Here is a 17,843-nt window from a genome sequence, read left to right as displayed (position 1 = left end):
GAGATATGTAATGCTCTTATCTTTATTCCGCTATTTGCCGGGCAGTCCGATTGGTGAGGGCTGATTAAAGTTTCACTTTATTCGGTCTCATTAAGTTGATAAGTATAAGAATTCGAATCACTAGAATTAACTTCTTTGACGAGAGTAAGTTGATTTGTATCTGGATTATATTTGAAAATCTTAATTGTATGTTCGCTACTTAGTAATGGATTATATTCTTGAATAGCGAATGTATTTTCCGCGATTTGTGTCATATTACTGGTGGGAACATTTTCTATGGAATCATGATTTGTAGAAATTTCAACGACTTTTTCACTGCTGAAAAATAAAAGAACGATTACTAAAATAACTAAGCATATTCGTATATAGCGTAGCTCTTTGGTGATAGGGTGTTCTCCCAAAACAATCATCCTTTCTATAGCTATTCTATAGTAGTAATGGTAGTCATCGTGAAAAAAGTAATAATGCCGAGGCCTGCCAAAAGGATAAATGAGATTAATGCGATATAGAGACAAATATGTCCAACTGTTTTTTTTTCAGGATCTTTACTAAATAGTGAGATAATCCATGTGATAATTCCGATTGGGGAAAATATAAAACTAAGAATATATAGAAGTATTTTTTTAAATAAATTCATGAGGGCTCCTTTCATTGTAAAATGTTCTATGTATTTCTAATTATATGATTAAAAGGTAAATATTTCATCTTAGTTATAAAAATTCTGATTATTTAGAATGTGAATATTTCCAAGCTTGTCCGTATAAGCTAAAATAAGGTATATAGTATTTTGATGAATGTATTAAAAGAAGATAATACGTTAGGGTGATATAAAATGTGGCGGAAGCTTACGATTATTGTAGTGTTACTTTGTTTAGCGGGATATGCAGCTTATGAACAGTTTGGTCATAAAGAGCAGGCGGTAAAAGTGAAGCAAGAAAAAAGTGAAGCTGCGATGAAAGAGATTATCGCAAGGAATGGTATTGAGATAGGGAAGAGTGCACCGGACTTTACATTAACGAAGTTAGATGGGACAAATGTAAAGTTATCGGATTTAAAAGGAAAGAAAGTAATTTTAAACTTTTGGGCTACGTGGTGTGGACCATGTCAGCAAGAAATGCCTGATATGGAGGCTTTCTATAAAGAACATAAAGAGAACGTAGAAATTTTAGCGGTCAATTATACGCCTTCAGAAAAAGGTGGGGGGGAAGAGAAGGTAAGCAATTTTGCTAAAGAAAAAGGAATTACTTTTCCTATTTTATTGGACAAGAACATTGATGTGACAACAGCTTATAAAGTAATTACGATTCCAACTTCGTATTTTATAGATACAAAAGGTGTCATTCAAGATAAGTTTATTGGGCCGATGACACAAAAAGAGATGGAGAAAAGAGTTGCTAAATTAAAATAATGGTGAAAAGGTAGAGATGGAGAGTTCCCATTTCTGCCTTTTCTTTTTCAAGTAGTAATCACTTCATGATATGATGTAAGAAATATAACCGTTTAGAGATAAAGGAGTGTATGGAGTGGGGAATGTATCCTTACCGTTAGATTATGTTGTAATTGATTTTGAAACAACAGGATTTAACCCTTATAATGATAAAATTATTCAAGTTGCAGCAGTGAAATATCGTAATCATGAATTAGTAGATCAATTTGTTTCATACGTGAATCCAGAGCGGCCAATTCCGGACCGAATAACGAGTTTAACAGGTATTACTAATTATCGCGTTTCAGATGCACCGACGATTGAAGAAGTGTTACCTTTATTTTTAGCATTTTTACATACAAATGTTATTGTGGCCCATAATGCTTCTTTTGATATGCGCTTTTTGAAAAGTAATGTAAATATGCTTGGGTTGCCTGAACCTAAAAATAAAGTAATTGATACTGTATTTTTAGCAAAGAAATACATGAAGCATGCGCCTAATCATAAACTTGAAACGTTAAAACGAATGCTTGGAATTCGTTTAAGCTCTCATAATGCATTTGACGATTGCATTACGTGTGCTGCTGTTTATCAAAAGTGTGCAGCTATTGAAGAAGAAGGGAAACGAAAAGTAAATAAGGCTATGCTTGATGAAACTGCGGTATATGAAGCGGTGAAAGAAATACTTGCATGTAATAAACGTAATGTAGAATGGCTACGTTGTATGAACGTAGGAAGTTATTTAGATATAAAAGCTTTTTATCCAGTTATGAGATTAAAGGTAAAAGGGCGAAAGAAATATGTATTAACAGAGATATTAGAAGAAGATGTGAAAGAAATATGTACAAGTTTAAAATGTGAACCGGCGTTAAAAAGTGAAGTTGGTAATACGAGAATTATGCTTAATAGCTTAGAGGATGTTATGAAATTAGAAAGTTATATTTTAGAGCAGTATGATTTTGTATTACAGGCGCTTCATGATTTTAAAGAAAATGAAATGAATGCAGATGAAAAGTTGAAAGAGTATTTAAATATTATGGTATAAAAAACTCCGTGTGCAATATATTGTACACGGAGTTTTTTTAGGAGTACTAAAACATAAAATTTTCTTGCAAATCTGATTAAAGAGTTTTTTGTTTGCTCATACTATGTAATAAGAAAGCGAAGGAGAGAGGGTGAACAACATGAGAAGAAGTCGCCGTAAATCGTTTGAAGAACTTGTAAATGAAAATAAACAACAATTATTAAGCGATCGTGAGGCAATTGATCGCATTGAAGAGCGCATTGAAAAACGTTATGAAATGAAACTTTTTAAGCAAGCTGAATAATTCTTAACACTAGTACGATACTAGTGTTAAGGAGGCGATAGTAATGGGTAATCCGAAAAAAAATTCAAAAGACTTTGCACCGAATCATATTGGAACACAATCAAAAAAAGCTGGTGGAAATAAAGGAAAGCAAATGCAAGATCAAACAGGTAAACAACCGATTGTTGATAATGGTTAAAGAAAAGGAGAATATTACATTCTCCTTTTTTATGTATAAATTTGAGGAAAGATAGGTAATTTAAGATGGTGTGTATATACAATATTAGGAGGGAAGTACATGCCAAATCCAGATAATCGAAGTGACAACGCTGAAAAGTTACAAGAAATGGTGCAAAATACAGTTGATAACTTTAATGAAGCAAAAGAAACAGCGGAACTTTCTAATGAAAAAGATCGTGCTGCTATTGAAGCAAAAAATCAAAGACGTTTAGAAAGTATTGACTCATTAAAAAGTGAAATCAAAGATGAATCTTAACAAAATGTACAAAAAGGGCTGACTTTTGTCAGCCCTTTTTCGTAATCGTAAAGTTTTCAACAAGTAAACGCCAATTTTGTGGAAATGGCAAGCCAATCTTCCAATAACTAATACCGCCAATGCCCTGCTCTTTCATTAAATTGAATTTACTTTGAATAGACCTCGCATCTTCAAACCAAACTTCATGTTGTACGCCATTTTCGTCAAAGTAATTAAAATGTGGAGCTTGAGCTGTGAAATCATAGCGGATAGGAACATTATATTTACGAGCAAGTGCAACAGCTGCGACAGAGCTAACTGCTTTTGCTGGTGGATTCCCTTGTTTGAACGGAAGTTTCCAATCGAATCCGTATAAGTTTTGCCCCATCATAATTTTTTGGGGAGGCATTTGAGATTTTGCGTATTGAAGTACTTCTTTTACAGGACCAATAGGAGAGATTGCCATTGGTGGCCCGCCCTGCCAACCCCAGTCATATGTCATAATGACGACGAAATCAACAATTTGCCCTTGCGCTTTATAATCATGGGCTTCGAAAAATTTTCCCTTTTGATTTGAACTTGTTTTCGGTACGAGAGTTGTGCTTAATGTGTACCCGCTAGGTAAGCGTGTTTTTACATTTCGTAAAAAGCGATTATAGGCCTCGCGGTCTTCGGGTGCTACACTCTCGAAATCGAAATGAATGTCTCGCATGCCATATTTTTCAGCTGTTTGCAAAATGTTAGTAATAAATTTGTTTTGAATCGTTGCGTCGCGTAAAATAACCGATGTTAGATCTGCACTGAAATTACCATTTTCAATATTTGTAATAACGAGCATAGGGATTGTTTGCCCTTGCGTTGCAATATTAGCAATTTTAGCTGTTTCAGTAGGTTCTTTTAATGTGCCATCTCTTTTTGCCTCAAAACTAAAATAAGCTAAATATGTTAAAAATGGATTGATGGCACGTGTAGCATTAACTAAACTCTCTTTAATCGGTATAGTGGAAGGTTGTAAATAAGCGATGGATTCTACAGCTCGTTTTGTGCCTTTTGGTACATATAATTGTTGTCCGACATGGAGAATAGATTTTAAAGATAAATTATTAACTTTAGCTAAACTAGCGAGGGGGACATTATATGTTTGAGAAATCCGATAGAGGCTGTCACCAGGCTGTACATAATAATTATTTCCTTTCGTATTAACGATAAGTGCCTGACCAACAACGAGCGTTTCAGCGGGATTTAGTCCATTGTCTTTTACTATTTCGTCAGGTGTTGATCCATATTTTGATGCCAAGCTATATACGCTATCACCGCTACGAACCGTTACAATTTGAATCATATGCTTGCTCCTTTCGGGAAAAGATTCACTATTTTTATTTTATTTTTGATGTCACTGTATTATGATTAAATGTATGCAAGGTAGCAGAAGTGAAAGAAGGCGAATATACATATGTTTGTAGCAGAACATGAAGTTGAAATCCGTTATGCGGAAACAGATCAAATGGGTGTTGTTTACCATTCAAACTACTTAGTGTGGCTTGAGTTAGGTCGCACGAAACTTATACAAGATTTAGGTTTTTCATATGTTGAAATGGAGAAAGAAGGAATTATTTCTCCTGTGTTAGATTTACAAATTTCATACCGTAAAGCGATGCGTTACGGAGAAAAAGCAATCGTAAAAACATGGGTAGATACTGTGAGCCCACTTCGCGTTGTATATGGATATGAAATATATAATGGTGATGGTGAACTTTGTATTACTGCAAGTACGACGAATATTTGTGCGAAAAAAGAAGGGTTCCGCCCTGTATCATTTAAAAAGTTATATCCTGAGTGGTATGCGAAATATGAGGAAATTAAGAAAAAATAAAAAAGCGTGGCAGAAGCCACGTTTTTTTATTTTTCATAATTAAATTGTGGGAAGTCGTCACCTTCGTTAAGTGTAACAGATAAATTATGTCCATCGAAGAACCATTCATCATCGCCTTCAATAAAGAAGTTAATACCTTCTTCTTGAATTTGAACAGCAGGATGTGCAGGATCATCTTTACGAATCCCTAAAGAAAGTCCTTTTTGCACAGTACTGCAACCACCGTATTGTACGAAAAAGCGTAGTGTTTCATTTGATTGTAAGTTTAATTCATTTTTATACCATTGTGCTGCTTCTTTTGTTACGGAAAGATTCATGTATAGTTCCTCCAAATTATGTTGCTTTTTCTTTAGTATAAAAAATAACGCAAAAAGACGCTATTAATATGCTTCACGTTTTCTTTTTGCGTTATGTGGGTTACGATCTTATTTTTGCTTTTTTGAAAAGTTTGCTTTTGGTTCAGTTTTATTTATAATTCGTCCGATATTTGCACGGTGTTTATAAATAACCATACCTGCTAATAAACACATCGCAATAATGAAGATTTTATCCCCGCTAACAATGGATGCAATAACAGCAACAACTGCTGTTACCATAGAAGAAAGTGATACGTATCTTGTTGTAAATAAAAGGGTGAAAAATACAACAGCCAATATTGCAAAAACAACTGGTGAATAGCATAATAGCACCCCAGCAGAAGTTGCAACTGCTTTACCACCGCGGAATTTCGCGAAGATTGGATAGACATGTCCAAGAACAGCCGCTAACCCGAACCATAGTGGATGAATATCTAATCCGAAAATCATTGGTAGACTTGTTGCTAATGTCCCTTTTAAAATGTCAGCAATTGTAACGATAAAACCTGCTTTTTTCCCTAATGTGCGGAATGTGTTTGTTCCGCCTAGATTACCGCTCCCGTGCTCACGAATATCGATTCCGTAGCCGATTTTTCCAACAACTAGTGCAAATGGAATCGAGCCAAGTAAGTAGGCAACGATAAATAAAAGATATGTAGTAACCATAAGTTCAGTCTCCTTTATTCAAATGTGTTGATAAAGGGTAAAAAGAGTTTTTCCCGTATATTGTACCATACATTTGTAAAGAGCACATTTCTTTTTTGTAGATGAAAAATTCATTATTTCGTGAAAAAAATTTCACAGTAATGTTACATTTCTCACAGAAACAGTAAGACTATATGTAGTAACATTTTAATCAAAAGATAACAACATATTGGTGGAGGGTTATAAATGTTACAAAATAATACACGTGGAGAAGAAGAATTAATGAAAGTGTTTGAGACAATAGTCCACGGCAATGAACAAGATTTGATGCAAGAAAATGCAAATGTAGACGGCCGCTCTCCAATGGGCGTAATGGGAACGTTCGCATCTGAGAGTGCAAAATATTATGCTGTTGAGAATTTATTGTCAGATCAAGTGAAAAAAGCGATAAATGAAAATATATTATATCCACATGATTTAGATTTTTATGCGACAGGAACGACGACTTGTTCACAAATTCCGTTAGCACAAATGCTTGCTAACGGTTTTCATACTGGACATGGACATATGAGACAACCGCAAGACATTAAAAGTGCATTGGCTCTTTCGTCTATTATTTTTCAAGCGAATCAAAATATGCAGCATGGTGGTCAATCGTTTGCACTCTTTGATATTGATTTAGCACCTTATGTACGAAAAACAATTGAGAGACATAAAAAACGATTACAATCATATCCGCTTACGAAAGAACAAATAGAAGAATTCGCATGGAAAGAAACGGAAAATGATACGTATCAAGCGTGTGAGGCTTTCGTTCATAATTCGAATAGTATGCATAGTAGGGGCGGAGGACAAGTACCGTTTATTTCTATTAATTACGGAACAGATACATCAAAAGAAGGAAGAATGTTAATTAAACAACTTTTAAAAGCGACACAAGCTGGACTTGGTAAAGGAGAGACACCGATTTTTCCGATTCAAATTTTCAAGATGAAAAAAGGTGTGAATTTTGAAGAAAGTGATCCGAACTACGATTTATTTGAATTAGCATTAGAGACAACGGCTGAACGATTGTTCCCTAACTTTTCATTTTTAGATGCTCCGTTTAATGCAGTACATTATGATGGAAGACCAGAAAGTGAAGTATGTTACATGGGATGTCGTACCCGTGTTATGTCTAATATACATGGAGAAGAAACAGCGATTGGTAGAGGGAATTTATCATTTACGTCTATTAATTTAGTGAAATTAGCGTTAATTAGTGGTTCAAAAGAAGCGTTTTTTGAAGCGCTAAACTATTATTTAGATTTAGGAATTAAGCAGCTATTAGAAAGATATGCGTATCAATGTACGAAGCGAGCAAGAGATTTTCAGTTTTTATATTCACAAGGTGTATGGCGTGGTGGAGAAACGTTGCAGCCTGAAGACTCCGTAGCCTCGATTTTAAAACAAGGGACGTTAAGTATTGGTTTTATCGGTCTTGCGGAATGTTTAGTAGCTTTAACAGGAAAGCATCATGGGGAAGATGGAAAATCATGGAAACTTGGGTATGAAATTATTTCCTTTATGAGAGATAGAATGGATAAAGCGACAGAAGAACATCAACTGAATTTCTCAGTAATTGCAACTCCAGCAGAAGGATTATCAGGGAAGTTTGTGAAAAAAGATAGAGAAGAATTTGGTGAAATTAACGGTATAACGAACCATAATTACTATACGAATTCATTCCATATTCCAGTTTATTATAACATTCAAGCGATAAATAAAATTCGTTTAGAAGGCCCGTTCCACGCTCTCTGTAATGGAGGACACATTACTTATATTGAACTAGATGGAGCAGCAATGCATAACAAAAAGGCATTAAAACAAATTGTACAAGCCATGGCAGAACATGGCGTTGGATACGGTTCAATTAATCATCCTGTTGACCGTTGTAAGTGCTGTAGTTATCACGGGGTTATTGGGAATGAATGTCCAAGTTGCGGGAATAAAGATGAGGCTAATATAGAAAGAATTCGCCGTATAACAGGCTATCTTGTAGGAGATATGTCGAAGTGGAATAGTGCGAAACGTAGTGAAGAGATAGATCGGGTGAAACATAAATGAAAGTGATGAATATTATTCATGATAGTGTAGTAGATGGAGAAGGATTGCGGACAGTCGTGTTTTTTGCGGGCTGTCCGCATCGTTGCGTTGGTTGCCATAATCCGAAATCGTGGAATATTTGCAATGGAACGGAAATGACAGTAGAAGAAATTGTGAAAGAGATTGCAAATAATCCATTAACTGATGTAACATTTTCAGGTGGAGATCCATTTTTTCAAGCTGCTGAAGTGAAAAAGGTAGCAAAAATCGTGAAAGATTTGAAAAAAAACCTATGGATGTATACAGGTTATACGTTAGAAGAGATACAGAGTTCTCAAAATAATGATATGATAGAGTTGTTACATTATGGGGATGTTTTAGTCGATGGAAGGTTTGAAATTGAGAAAAAAGATTTAACACTTCCATTTCGCGGAAGCTCCAATCAACGTATTATTCGATTGAAAGAGTAAAAAGGCGGGATAGATTATATGAATAAAACAGTATTGCTTGTTGAAGATGAAAGAAGATTACGTGAAATTGTTAGTGATTATTTTCGTAATGAAGGCTTTGAAGTAATCGAAGCAGAAGATGGAAAAAAAGCGTTAGAGTTATTTGCAGAGCATGAAATTGATTTAATTATGTTAGATATTATGTTACCGGAAATAGATGGATGGTCTGTTTGTAGAAGAATTAGAAAAGAATCAGCAGTACCAATTATTATGTTGACAGCACGTTCGGATGAGGATGATACATTGCTAGGTTTCGAATTAGGTGCAGACGAGTATGTAACGAAACCATTTAGCCCGAAAGTATTAGTAGCTCGCGCAAAGACGTTATTGAAACGTGCGGATGGTGCGGTAGGAGTAGCGGAAGAAAATGCTATGTCTTTAGCTGGAATAGAAGTAAATCGTCTATCTAGAACTGTTTTAGTAGATGGAGAAGAAATTATATTGACACATAAAGAATTTGAACTTCTTGTGTATTTAATGGAGAACAAAGGAATCGTGTTATCACGTCAACATTTATTAGATCAGTTATGGGGATATGACTATTACGGTGATGACAGAACGGTTGATACCCATATTAAAAAACTTCGAAATAAGCTAGGAGATAAAGCGAAGCATATCGGTACTGTTATTCGAGTTGGTTATAAATTTGAAGAATAATCTAGAACGATTTGTGTAATTTAGCCTAGGGAAATGGCGATTTTATACTCTCTTTTGAAGGTAGAATGTACAAAAAATACTTTTTTTGTCTACAATGTTAGATAGGAGTATTTTTTTAATTAGATTTCACGATGAGTTCACAAGAAGGACACAAAACGTGACTATACTGAAAATACGAATTCACCAGAGAGGGGAAATAAAACATGGGATATTACGACGGACCAAATTTAAATGAAGAGCATAGTGAAACGAGAGAAGTGAGAAAATCAGGTAGTAAAAAAGGCTATTTCTTCACAGGTTTAGTGGGGGCTGTAGTCGGAGCGGTTTCGATTAGTTTTGCAGCACCATATATGCCATGGGCTCAAAATAATGGAGCGCCAGTATCATCATTTAGTTCGGATTCAAAAGTAGAAGGTACTGTAGTTCCTGTTGTAAATAAAGCGAAAAATGAAACTGATTTACCTGGTATGATTGAAGGGGCGAAAGATGTTGTTGTAGGTGTTATTAATATGCAACAAAGTGTTGATCCATTTGCAATGCAACCGACAGGTCAAGAACAACAAGCTGGTTCAGGATCAGGTGTTATTTATAAAAAAGCAGGGAATAAAGCATATATCGTAACAAACAACCACGTAGTAGATGGTGCAAATAAACTTGCTGTAAAACTAAGTGATGGTAAAAAGGTAGATGCAAAGTTAGTAGGGAAAGATCCTTGGTTAGACTTAGCTGTTGTTGAAATTGACGGGGCTAATGTGAATAAAGTTGCAACTTTAGGTGACTCAAGTAAAATCCGCGCGGGTGAAAAAGCAATTGCAATCGGTAACCCACTAGGTTTTGATGGAAGTGTAACGGAAGGTATAATCAGTAGTAAAGAACGTGAAATTCCAGTTGATATTGATGGCGATAAACGACCAGATTGGCAAGCACAAGTTATTCAAACAGATGCAGCGATTAACCCTGGTAACAGTGGTGGTGCATTATTTAACCAAAATGGTGAAATAATTGGGATTAATTCAAGTAAAATTGCACAACAAGAAGTTGAAGGAATTGGCTTTGCTATTCCAATTAATATTGCAAAGCCAGTTATTGAATCACTTGAAAAAGACGGAGTAGTGAAACGTCCAGCCCTTGGAGTAGGTGTCGTTTCATTAGAAGATGTGCAAGCTTATGCAGTCAATCAATTGAAAGTACCGAAAGAAGTAACGAATGGTGTTGTATTAGGTAAAATTTACCCAATATCACCGGCTGAAAAAGCTGGTTTAGAGCAATATGATATTGTAGTAGCATTAGATAATCAAAAAGTAGAGAATGCTCTTCAATTCCGTAAATATTTATATGAAAAGAAAAAAGTAGGCGAGAAAGTAGAAGTTACATTCTACCGTAACGGTCAAAAAATGACGAAATCGGCTACTTTAGCAGATAATTCAGCTACAAAGAATCAATAATCGAAATAAAAGAAAGTCTCTTTCATATTGAAAGAGACTTTCTTTATCGGCTATACTAAAGGAATAGGAGGGATTAATTATGACAATTGAAAACCCAACTCGTACGGAAATTGGTGAAGTGTTAAAGAAAAGCAAAACAATTGCGGTTGTTGGATTATCAGATAAGCCAGAACGTACATCGTATATGGTTTCAAAAGCAATGCAAGATGCTGGATACCGCATTATTCCAGTTAATCCAACAGTAGATGAGGTGCTTGGAGAAAAGGCAGTTTCTTCACTAAAGGATATTAAGGAACACGTTGACATAGTAAATGTATTTCGTCGCTCAGAGTTTTTAATGGATGTTGCAAAAGAATTTGTAGAGATTGATGCAGATGTTTTTTGGGCACAATTAGGAGTACAAGATGAGGATACATACAAATTTTTAAAAGAAAAAGACTATACTGTAATAATGGATCGTTGTATTAAAGTAGAACATGCGATGACAAAATAGTATAGATTTAAAGGTAGAAAGATTGATTCAGCCCTCATTATAGATAAGTAGGGCCGATGAACGAGGTGTTCATCATGAGATTTTTTAAAGGCTGTTTTTGGGGGTTGTTATTTGTAATCCCATTTTGGATCTTGATCATTTGGATCATAATAAAGGTTTGGAATGTGTAATCTTGGAATACATATCCATTTCTCGTTGACAAACGATTATTTTTCTGAAATAGTAGCCTAGAGGAATCCTTGTGAGAAAACAAGGATTTTTCTATTGAAAATGGTATATAAAAGAGATAAGATAACTTGCCAAAACTATAGTCGAGGCGTTATTCTATAATAGAAACATATGTTCTGATTTTGGATTAGGAAAGGGGCAAGGAGTTTGGCGAAGCATCAGTTCCAATATAATGAAGATGCGATTCAAGTGTTAGAAGGACTTGAAGCCGTTCGAAAACGCCCGGGTATGTATATCGGGAGCACGGACAGCCGTGGATTGCATCATTTAGTATATGAAATAGTAGATAACTCCGTTGACGAAGCGTTAGCGGGATTTGGCGACGAAATTTCAGTCGTAATACATAAAGATAATAGTATTAGCGTTATAGATAAAGGGCGAGGAATGCCTACGGGAATGCATAAACTTGGGAAACCTACACCTGAAGTTATTTTAACTGTACTTCATGCCGGTGGTAAGTTTGGTCAAGGTGGTTACAAAACGAGTGGTGGTTTGCACGGTGTTGGGGCATCGGTTGTAAATGCCTTATCAGAATGGTTAGTCGTAACGATTAAGCGTGACGGAAATATTTACGAACAACGCTTTGAAAATGGCGGTGTTCCTGTAACGACGCTTGAGAAAATCGGGAAGACGAAAGAGTCTGGTACTACGATGCATTTCAAACCAGATACAACGATTTTCAGCACAACAAATTATAATTATGAAACATTATGTGAGAGATTACGTGAATCTGCATTCTTATTAAAAGGAATGAAAATCTCGATAAAAGATGAACGAAATGATTTAGAGGATGTATTTCATTATGAAACGGGAATTGAAGCTTTCGTTTCATATTTAAACGAAGAAAAAGATTCCATTCATCCAGTTGTATATTTCACTGGTGAACAAAATGGAATTGAAGCAGAACTAGCATTTCAATTTAACGATGGCTACTCAGAAAACATTTTATCGTTTGTAAATAACGTACGTACAAAAGATGGTGGAACACACGAAGCTGGATTTAAAACAGCGATGACGCGTGTGTTTAACGAGTATGCTCGTAAAGTAGCACTATTAAAAGAAAAAGATAAAAACTTAGAAGGCACAGATATTCGTGAAGGTGTAGCGGCTATCGTTTCGGTACGTGTACCAGAAGAAGTGCTTCAGTTTGAAGGGCAAACGAAAGGGAAACTAGGTACAAGTGAAGCGCGTTCTTCAATTGATGCCATTGTATCTGAGCATTTAGCATACTTTTTAGAAGAAAATCCTGATGTAGCTACACTTCTTGTGAGAAAAGCAATTAAAGCAGCACAAGCCCGTGAAGCAGCCCGTAAAGCAAGAGAAGAAGCGCGTAGTGGTAAGAAAAAGAAAAAATCAGAAGGTACGTTAAGCGGGAAATTAACACCTGCACAATCACGTAACCCGCAAAAAAATGAACTGTACCTAGTAGAGGGTGACTCTGCCGGTGGTTCTGCGAAACAAGGACGAGACCGACGTTTCCAGGCCGTATTACCGTTACGTGGTAAAGTAATTAATACAGAAAAAGCAAAGCTTGCTGATATCTTTAAAAATGAAGAGATTAATACAATCATTTATGCGATTGGCGGCGGTGTAGGAAATGAATTTGATGTTGAAGATATTAACTACGATAAAGTTGTAATTATGACCGATGCCGATACGGATGGGGCTCATATTCAAGTATTGTTATTAACGTTCTTCTACAGATATATGAAGCCACTTATCGAAGCTGGTAAAGTGTTTATCGCGCTTCCTCCTTTATACAAAGTAAGTAAAGGAAAAGGTAAGAGTGAGGTAATTGAATACGCTTGGTCAGACGAGGAATTAGACGGTGTAACGAAAAAAGTTGGAAAAGGCTATATGCTACAACGTTATAAAGGACTTGGTGAAATGAATGCGGATCAATTATGGGAAACAACAATGAATCCTGAAACGCGTACATTAATTCGCGTGAAAATTGATGATGCAGCAAGAGCAGAGCGTCGCGTTACAACATTAATGGGCGATAAAGTAGAACCGCGCCGTAAATGGATTGAACGTAATGTACAGTTTGGTATGCAAGAAGAAGGAAATATTTTAGAAAATGAAATGATTATGGAGACGGAGGTGGAATAACATGCAAGCAGAGAAGTTTCATGACCTCCCGCTTGAAGACGTGTTAGGTGATCGCTTTGCACGTTATAGTAAATATATTATTCAAGATCGTGCACTTCCAGATGCACGTGATGGCTTAAAGCCAGTACAAAGACGTATTTTATATTCTATGTATGTAGAAGGTAATGTACATGATAAAGCGTTTCGTAAATCAGCTAAAACAGTAGGTAATGTTATCGGTAATTATCATCCACATGGAGATTCCTCTGTATATGAAGCAATGGTACGCTTAAGCCAAACTTGGAAAGTACGTAATGTTTTAGTTGAAATGCATGGTAATAACGGTAGTGTTGATGGGGACCCAGCGGCAGCGATGCGTTATACGGAAGCTCGTTTATCACCAATCGCATCTGAATTATTACGTGATCTTGATAAAGAAACAGTTGAATTCGTGTCAAACTTTGATGATACGAGTGAAGAACCGGTTGTATTACCAGCAGCGTTCCCGAATTTATTAGTGAACGGATCTACAGGGATTTCCGCTGGTTATGCAACAGAAATTCCTCCGCATCATCTTGGAGAAGTTATTGATGCTACAATGATGCGTATTGATAAGCCAAATAGTACTGTTGATGATTTATTAACAGTTATGAAAGGACCAGATTTCCCAACAGGCGGTATTATTCAGGGGATTGATGGTATTAAAAAGGCGTATGAAACAGGTAAAGGTAAAATTATTATTCGCGGAAAAGCAGAAGTTGAAACAGTGCGCGGTGGGAAACAACAAATTGTAATCACTGAAATTCCTTACGAAGTGAATAAGGCAAATCTTGTAAAGAAAATGGATGAATTACGTCTAGATAAAAAGTTAGATGGTATTGCTGAAGTGCGTGATGAGACAGATCGTACTGGTTTACGAATTGTTGTTGAATTAAAGAAAGAAGCAAACGCCGAAGGTATTTTAAATTATTTATATAAAAATACAGATTTGCAAATTCCATATAACTTTAATATGGTAGCGATCAATAATCGTCGTCCAACACTTATGACATTACCGAAAATTTTAGATGCTTATATTGGACATCAAAAAGAGGTTATTACGAGACGTTCGCAATATGAATTAAGAAAAGCAGAAAATCGTCAACATATTGTAGAAGGTTTAAAGAAAGCATTATCGATTTTAGACCAAGTAATTGAAACAATTCGAGCTTCAAAAGATAAACGTAACGCGAAAGATAATTTAAGTGCAAAATTTGGCTTTACAGAAGCACAGGCAGAAGCAATTGTTTCCTTGCAATTATATCGCTTAACGAATACAGACATTACGGCGTTACAAGAAGAAGCAGATGAGCTTAATAAGAAAATTATTGAGCTACAGGCAATTTTACAAAGTGAAAAAAGATTACTTCAAGTAATTAAAACAGATTTAAAGAGAGTTAAGAAAACATATAGTGATGATCGACGCGCAATTATTGAAGATCAAATCGAGGAAATTAAAATCGATGTAGAAGTGATGATCCCACAAGAAGATGTCATCGTTACTGTAACGAAAGAAGGGTATGTGAAACGTACTGGATGGCGCTCACACAATGCCTCAAACGGCAAAGACTTCGGTATGAAAGAGGGTGACATCTTACTTGAACGATTCGATACGAATACGACAGAGACAGTCCTCTTATTTACGAATAAAGGAAACTATATATATCTGCCAGTATACGAAATGCCAGATATTCGTTGGAAAGATTTAGGTCAGCACGTTGCTAATATCGTTTCACTCGACCGGGATGAAACAATCATTTGGGCAACGGTTGTACAGAACTTTGAGGAAGAAAAACGATTTATCGTATTTGTAACAAGAAATGGTATGATAAAGAAAACAGAATTAAATCAATATAAAGTTCAGCGTTATTCAAGGGCATTCGTTGCTGTAAACTTGAAAAAAGATGATGAAGTTGTCGATATATTTGCGACAGATGGAACGAGTGATATCGTTCTTGCTACACACGGTGCATATGCACTTATTTTCCATGAAGATGAAGTAAGTCCAGTCGGTGTAAGAGCTGCTGGCGTGAAAGCAATTAATTTAAAAGAAGATGACTATGTCGCTTCTGGTAAACCGTTAAATGGTGACAAAGATCAACTTATTCTCGTAACACAGCGCGGTGCTGTAAAACGTCTAAAAGCATCAGAAATTGAAAAATCAACGAGGGCGAAACGAGGTCTTGTTATTTTCAAAGAATTAAAACGTAATCCGTACCGCATTGTCGGTATTGAAATTGTTCGGGACGATGAATTAGTTTACATGAAGACAGAGAAAAACATTGTAGAAGAGATTGATCCGAAAGCGTATCGAAATAAAGACCGGTATAGTAATGGTAGCCTAGTGCTAGATGTTAATGATACTGGTGAAGTAGTAGAAACGTGGACGAAGAAAAGACCAGAATAAAGAGGGCATCTTGCTATGAATAATAGCAAGATGCTTTTTTCTAGGCAATTTATTATGTAAATAATAATAATCTTGTTATAATAACTGAATGAAATCGTTCTCATAAAGTGAAACTTTAATCAATGGGGATTTTCTTTATCCACACTGATTATTAGTTGAACCAATCGGGCTTTAACAAGCAGTTGATTTCTCACCTAATTCCTTAGCTTTCGCTGAATTTTTGGTTAGGAATCTTACTGCCTGTTAAAGCGGGACAAATGGAGGGGCAACATGAAAAAAATAGGTGTAGGGATTGTAGGATTTGGTTTTTCTAGTACGACATTTCATATCCCACTATTACAAACGATAGAAGAATATGATATTCGTGCTGTATTATCCTCAAAAGAAGAGGTAGTAAAAGAAACATTACCAAATGCTAATGTTGTTAGTACAATTGATGAATTGGTGAAGCGAGCTGATGTTGACTTAGTTGTTATTACATCACCTAATACAACTCATTTTCCATATGTAAAAGAAGCAATTTTAAACGGTAAGCATGTTGTTGTAGAAAAACCATTTGTTGTCTCAATTGAAGAAGGGGAAAAGCTTATTTCATTAGCAGAGCAGCATAATGTAATGTTAAGCGTATATCATAATCGTCGTTTTGATAATGATTTCTTAACAATTAAGAAATTGTTAGGAGAAAACAGAGTAGGGAATGTATACGCATATGAATCGAATTTTGATCGTTTCCGTCCACATGTACGTGATCGATGGAGAGAAAAAAATCTACCAGGCTCCGGTATATTATACGATTTAGGGTCGCATTTAATTGACCAAGCGTTATCAATATTCGGGAAACCAGATGCGATAAGTGCAGATGTAATAAAACAACGACCAGGTGCAGAGGTGGATGATTATTTCCACATAGTACTTCATTACGGAGTTAAACGTGTCATTTTACGTAGTAGCAGTTATGTGAAAAAAGCTGGACCGCATTTTATAGTGCATGGAGAGAAAGGTTCTATCGTGAAGTACGGTATGGATTCGCAGGAAGAGCAATTAAAAAATGGAATGAAGCCAGGTGATAACGGTTATGGAGTAGACGATGAAGAGAATTTTGCTACTTTAGAAACAGAAGAAAACTTAGAGCGTATTCCAACAGAAGTCGGTTGTTATGACAATTATTATAAAGGTGTGCGAGATAGTATATTAAATGGTGAGAAACTACCTGTAACAGCAAAAGAAGGTTTAGATGTTATTAAACTGATTCAATTAGCGATTGAAAGCAGTGAAAAAGGTAGAGTCATTTCTATAAAATAAAAAGACACGAAATTCGTGTCTTTTTTATTAGGAATATGTGAATATGATTAATTATTTAGTTTAGTTTAGTCGTTTATCATACATTAATTGGATTTGTATGCCATAAGGATCTTCAATAATACCATATGCTTCACTAAATATATTTTTTTCTAGCGGAGAGATTATTTTCACATGCTTATCGGAAATTAAATTATAATAAAACCTTTGTATTTCTTCTAAATTAGCGCTTTGAATGCAAAGTGACATGTTATTTCCAGCGTTATAACGTTCATTAGTATTCATTGTATCTTCTGCTATCATTAGCTTTGTATTCCCAATTTGTAAAACAGAGTGAGCAATATGTTCTTTATTTTCACTTGTAATTTTAAAAGAACGATCTCTTTTCGCCAGTTCTTCATACGTAACAACCATTAATTTTTTGGCTTCTAAATTACGTGTATAAAAGTTAATTGCCTCCTTTGCTTGCCCATTCATTGAGATAAAAATAGCTATTTCTAATGTCATA

The 17,843-nt window shown here is 35.5% G+C and carries 20 protein-coding genes; 14 read left to right on the top strand and 6 right to left on the bottom strand.

Annotated elements, in window-relative coordinates:
• Positions 1–77 precede the first annotated feature (77 nt).
• Both QO049_RS17830 and QO049_RS17825 read right to left on the bottom strand, forming a co-directional pair.
• Positions 78–410, bottom strand: coding sequence for a YmzC family protein (locus QO049_RS17830; RefSeq protein WP_246960911.1), 333 nt, complete (start codon positions 408–410; stop codon positions 78–80).
• An 11-nt stretch (positions 411–421) separates the two neighbouring features.
• The gene (locus QO049_RS17825) at positions 422–637 is read right to left on the bottom strand and encodes a hypothetical protein (protein WP_246960909.1); all 216 of its coding nucleotides are present in this window, start codon (positions 635–637) and stop codon (positions 422–424) included.
• A 195-nt stretch (positions 638–832) separates the two neighbouring features.
• Between QO049_RS17825 and QO049_RS17820 the strand changes: the two genes are divergently transcribed.
• From QO049_RS17820 to tlp, 5 genes are all read left to right on the top strand, one after another.
• Entirely contained in the window at positions 833–1,408 is a 576-nt protein-coding gene (locus QO049_RS17820; protein WP_000269054.1) for a redoxin domain-containing protein, read from the top strand.
• Between the two features lie 115 nt (positions 1,409–1,523).
• Positions 1,524–2,471: a 3'-5' exonuclease gene (locus QO049_RS17815; protein ID WP_284489364.1), complete on the top strand. Its 948-nt coding sequence runs from the start codon at positions 1,524–1,526 to the stop codon at positions 2,469–2,471.
• Positions 2,472–2,610: 139 nt separating this feature from the next.
• A complete protein-coding gene (locus QO049_RS17810) occupies positions 2,611–2,754 on the top strand; it encodes an FbpB family small basic protein (RefSeq protein ID WP_001254703.1) in 144 nt (47 codons plus the stop codon).
• 43 nt (positions 2,755–2,797) lie between these two features.
• Positions 2,798–2,932, top strand: a complete 135-nt coding sequence (gene sspN / locus QO049_RS17805) for an acid-soluble spore protein SspN (protein ID WP_000527987.1) — start codon at positions 2,798–2,800, stop codon at positions 2,930–2,932.
• A 99-nt stretch (positions 2,933–3,031) separates the two neighbouring features.
• The gene (gene tlp, locus QO049_RS17800; RefSeq protein WP_001133511.1) at positions 3,032–3,229 is read left to right on the top strand and encodes a small acid-soluble spore protein Tlp; all 198 of its coding nucleotides are present in this window, start codon (positions 3,032–3,034) and stop codon (positions 3,227–3,229) included.
• A gap of 28 nt (positions 3,230–3,257) precedes the next feature.
• On the opposite strand, the gene QO049_RS17795 is transcribed toward tlp, so the two are convergent.
• Positions 3,258–4,550: a glycoside hydrolase family 18 protein gene (locus QO049_RS17795; RefSeq protein WP_000614862.1), complete on the bottom strand. Its 1,293-nt coding sequence runs from the start codon at positions 4,548–4,550 to the stop codon at positions 3,258–3,260.
• A 111-nt stretch (positions 4,551–4,661) separates the two neighbouring features.
• Here QO049_RS17795 and QO049_RS17790 point away from each other — a divergent pair, with 111 nt between their 5' ends.
• A complete protein-coding gene (locus tag QO049_RS17790; RefSeq protein WP_000495812.1) occupies positions 4,662–5,081 on the top strand; it encodes an acyl-CoA thioesterase in 420 nt (139 codons plus the stop codon).
• A 26-nt stretch (positions 5,082–5,107) separates the two neighbouring features.
• Here QO049_RS17790 and QO049_RS17785 read toward each other — a convergent pair whose 3' ends face one another.
• Positions 5,108–5,398 carry a HesB/YadR/YfhF family protein gene (locus QO049_RS17785; protein WP_001054453.1) on the bottom strand — a complete coding sequence of 97 codons (291 nt, stop codon included), beginning with the start codon at positions 5,396–5,398 and terminating at the stop codon, positions 5,108–5,110.
• A gap of 108 nt (positions 5,399–5,506) precedes the next feature.
• Positions 5,507–6,103 carry a glycerol-3-phosphate 1-O-acyltransferase PlsY gene (gene plsY, locus QO049_RS17780; RefSeq protein ID WP_078403743.1) on the bottom strand — a complete coding sequence of 199 codons (597 nt, stop codon included), beginning with the start codon at positions 6,101–6,103 and terminating at the stop codon, positions 5,507–5,509.
• A 225-nt stretch (positions 6,104–6,328) separates the two neighbouring features.
• Here plsY and QO049_RS17775 point away from each other — a divergent pair, with 225 nt between their 5' ends.
• The 8 genes from QO049_RS17775 to QO049_RS17740 all read left to right on the top strand — a co-directional run bounded on the left by QO049_RS17775 (position 6,329) and on the right by QO049_RS17740 (position 17,338).
• Positions 6,329–8,188 carry an anaerobic ribonucleoside triphosphate reductase gene (locus QO049_RS17775; protein WP_097863037.1) on the top strand — a complete coding sequence of 620 codons (1,860 nt, stop codon included), beginning with the start codon at positions 6,329–6,331 and terminating at the stop codon, positions 8,186–8,188.
• The gene (gene nrdG, locus QO049_RS17770; protein ID WP_000867073.1) at positions 8,185–8,637 is read left to right on the top strand and encodes an anaerobic ribonucleoside-triphosphate reductase activating protein; all 453 of its coding nucleotides are present in this window, start codon (positions 8,185–8,187) and stop codon (positions 8,635–8,637) included. Before QO049_RS17775 ends, nrdG begins: the two co-directional genes overlap by 4 nt.
• Before the next feature lie 18 nt (positions 8,638–8,655).
• Complete coding sequence (locus tag QO049_RS17765; RefSeq protein WP_001044679.1) at positions 8,656–9,333, top strand: response regulator transcription factor; 678 nt, start codon at positions 8,656–8,658, stop codon at positions 9,331–9,333.
• A gap of 203 nt (positions 9,334–9,536) precedes the next feature.
• Positions 9,537–10,778, top strand: a complete 1,242-nt coding sequence (locus tag QO049_RS17760) for a S1C family serine protease (protein ID WP_000542641.1) — start codon at positions 9,537–9,539, stop codon at positions 10,776–10,778.
• 79 nt (positions 10,779–10,857) lie between these two features.
• A complete protein-coding gene (locus tag QO049_RS17755; RefSeq protein WP_000151387.1) occupies positions 10,858–11,271 on the top strand; it encodes a CoA-binding protein in 414 nt (137 codons plus the stop codon).
• A gap of 375 nt (positions 11,272–11,646) precedes the next feature.
• Positions 11,647–13,611 (top strand): DNA topoisomerase IV subunit B, encoded by a 1,965-nt coding sequence (parE, locus tag QO049_RS17750; RefSeq protein ID WP_001062202.1) that lies wholly within the window; start codon positions 11,647–11,649, stop codon positions 13,609–13,611.
• Position 13,612: 1 nt separating this feature from the next.
• Positions 13,613–16,036, top strand: coding sequence for a DNA topoisomerase IV subunit A (gene parC / locus QO049_RS17745; RefSeq protein ID WP_001147465.1), 2,424 nt, complete (start codon positions 13,613–13,615; stop codon positions 16,034–16,036).
• A gap of 270 nt (positions 16,037–16,306) precedes the next feature.
• Positions 16,307–17,338 (top strand): oxidoreductase, encoded by a 1,032-nt coding sequence (locus QO049_RS17740; protein WP_000719773.1) that lies wholly within the window; start codon positions 16,307–16,309, stop codon positions 17,336–17,338.
• 60 nt (positions 17,339–17,398) lie between these two features.
• On the opposite strand, the gene QO049_RS17735 is transcribed toward QO049_RS17740, so the two are convergent.
• Positions 17,399–17,842: a VOC family protein gene (locus QO049_RS17735; protein WP_246960906.1), complete on the bottom strand. Its 444-nt coding sequence runs from the start codon at positions 17,840–17,842 to the stop codon at positions 17,399–17,401.
• Position 17,843: the final 1 nt, after the last annotated feature.

The sequence above is a fragment of the Bacillus sp. RB3 genome (genome assembly GCF_030164735.1).
Taxonomy (GTDB): Bacteria; Bacillota; Bacilli; order Bacillales; family Bacillaceae_G; genus Bacillus_A; species Bacillus_A cereus.
The sequence above is the reverse complement of the archived record's forward strand: the minus strand, read 5'-3'. Positions and strand labels throughout refer to the sequence as shown.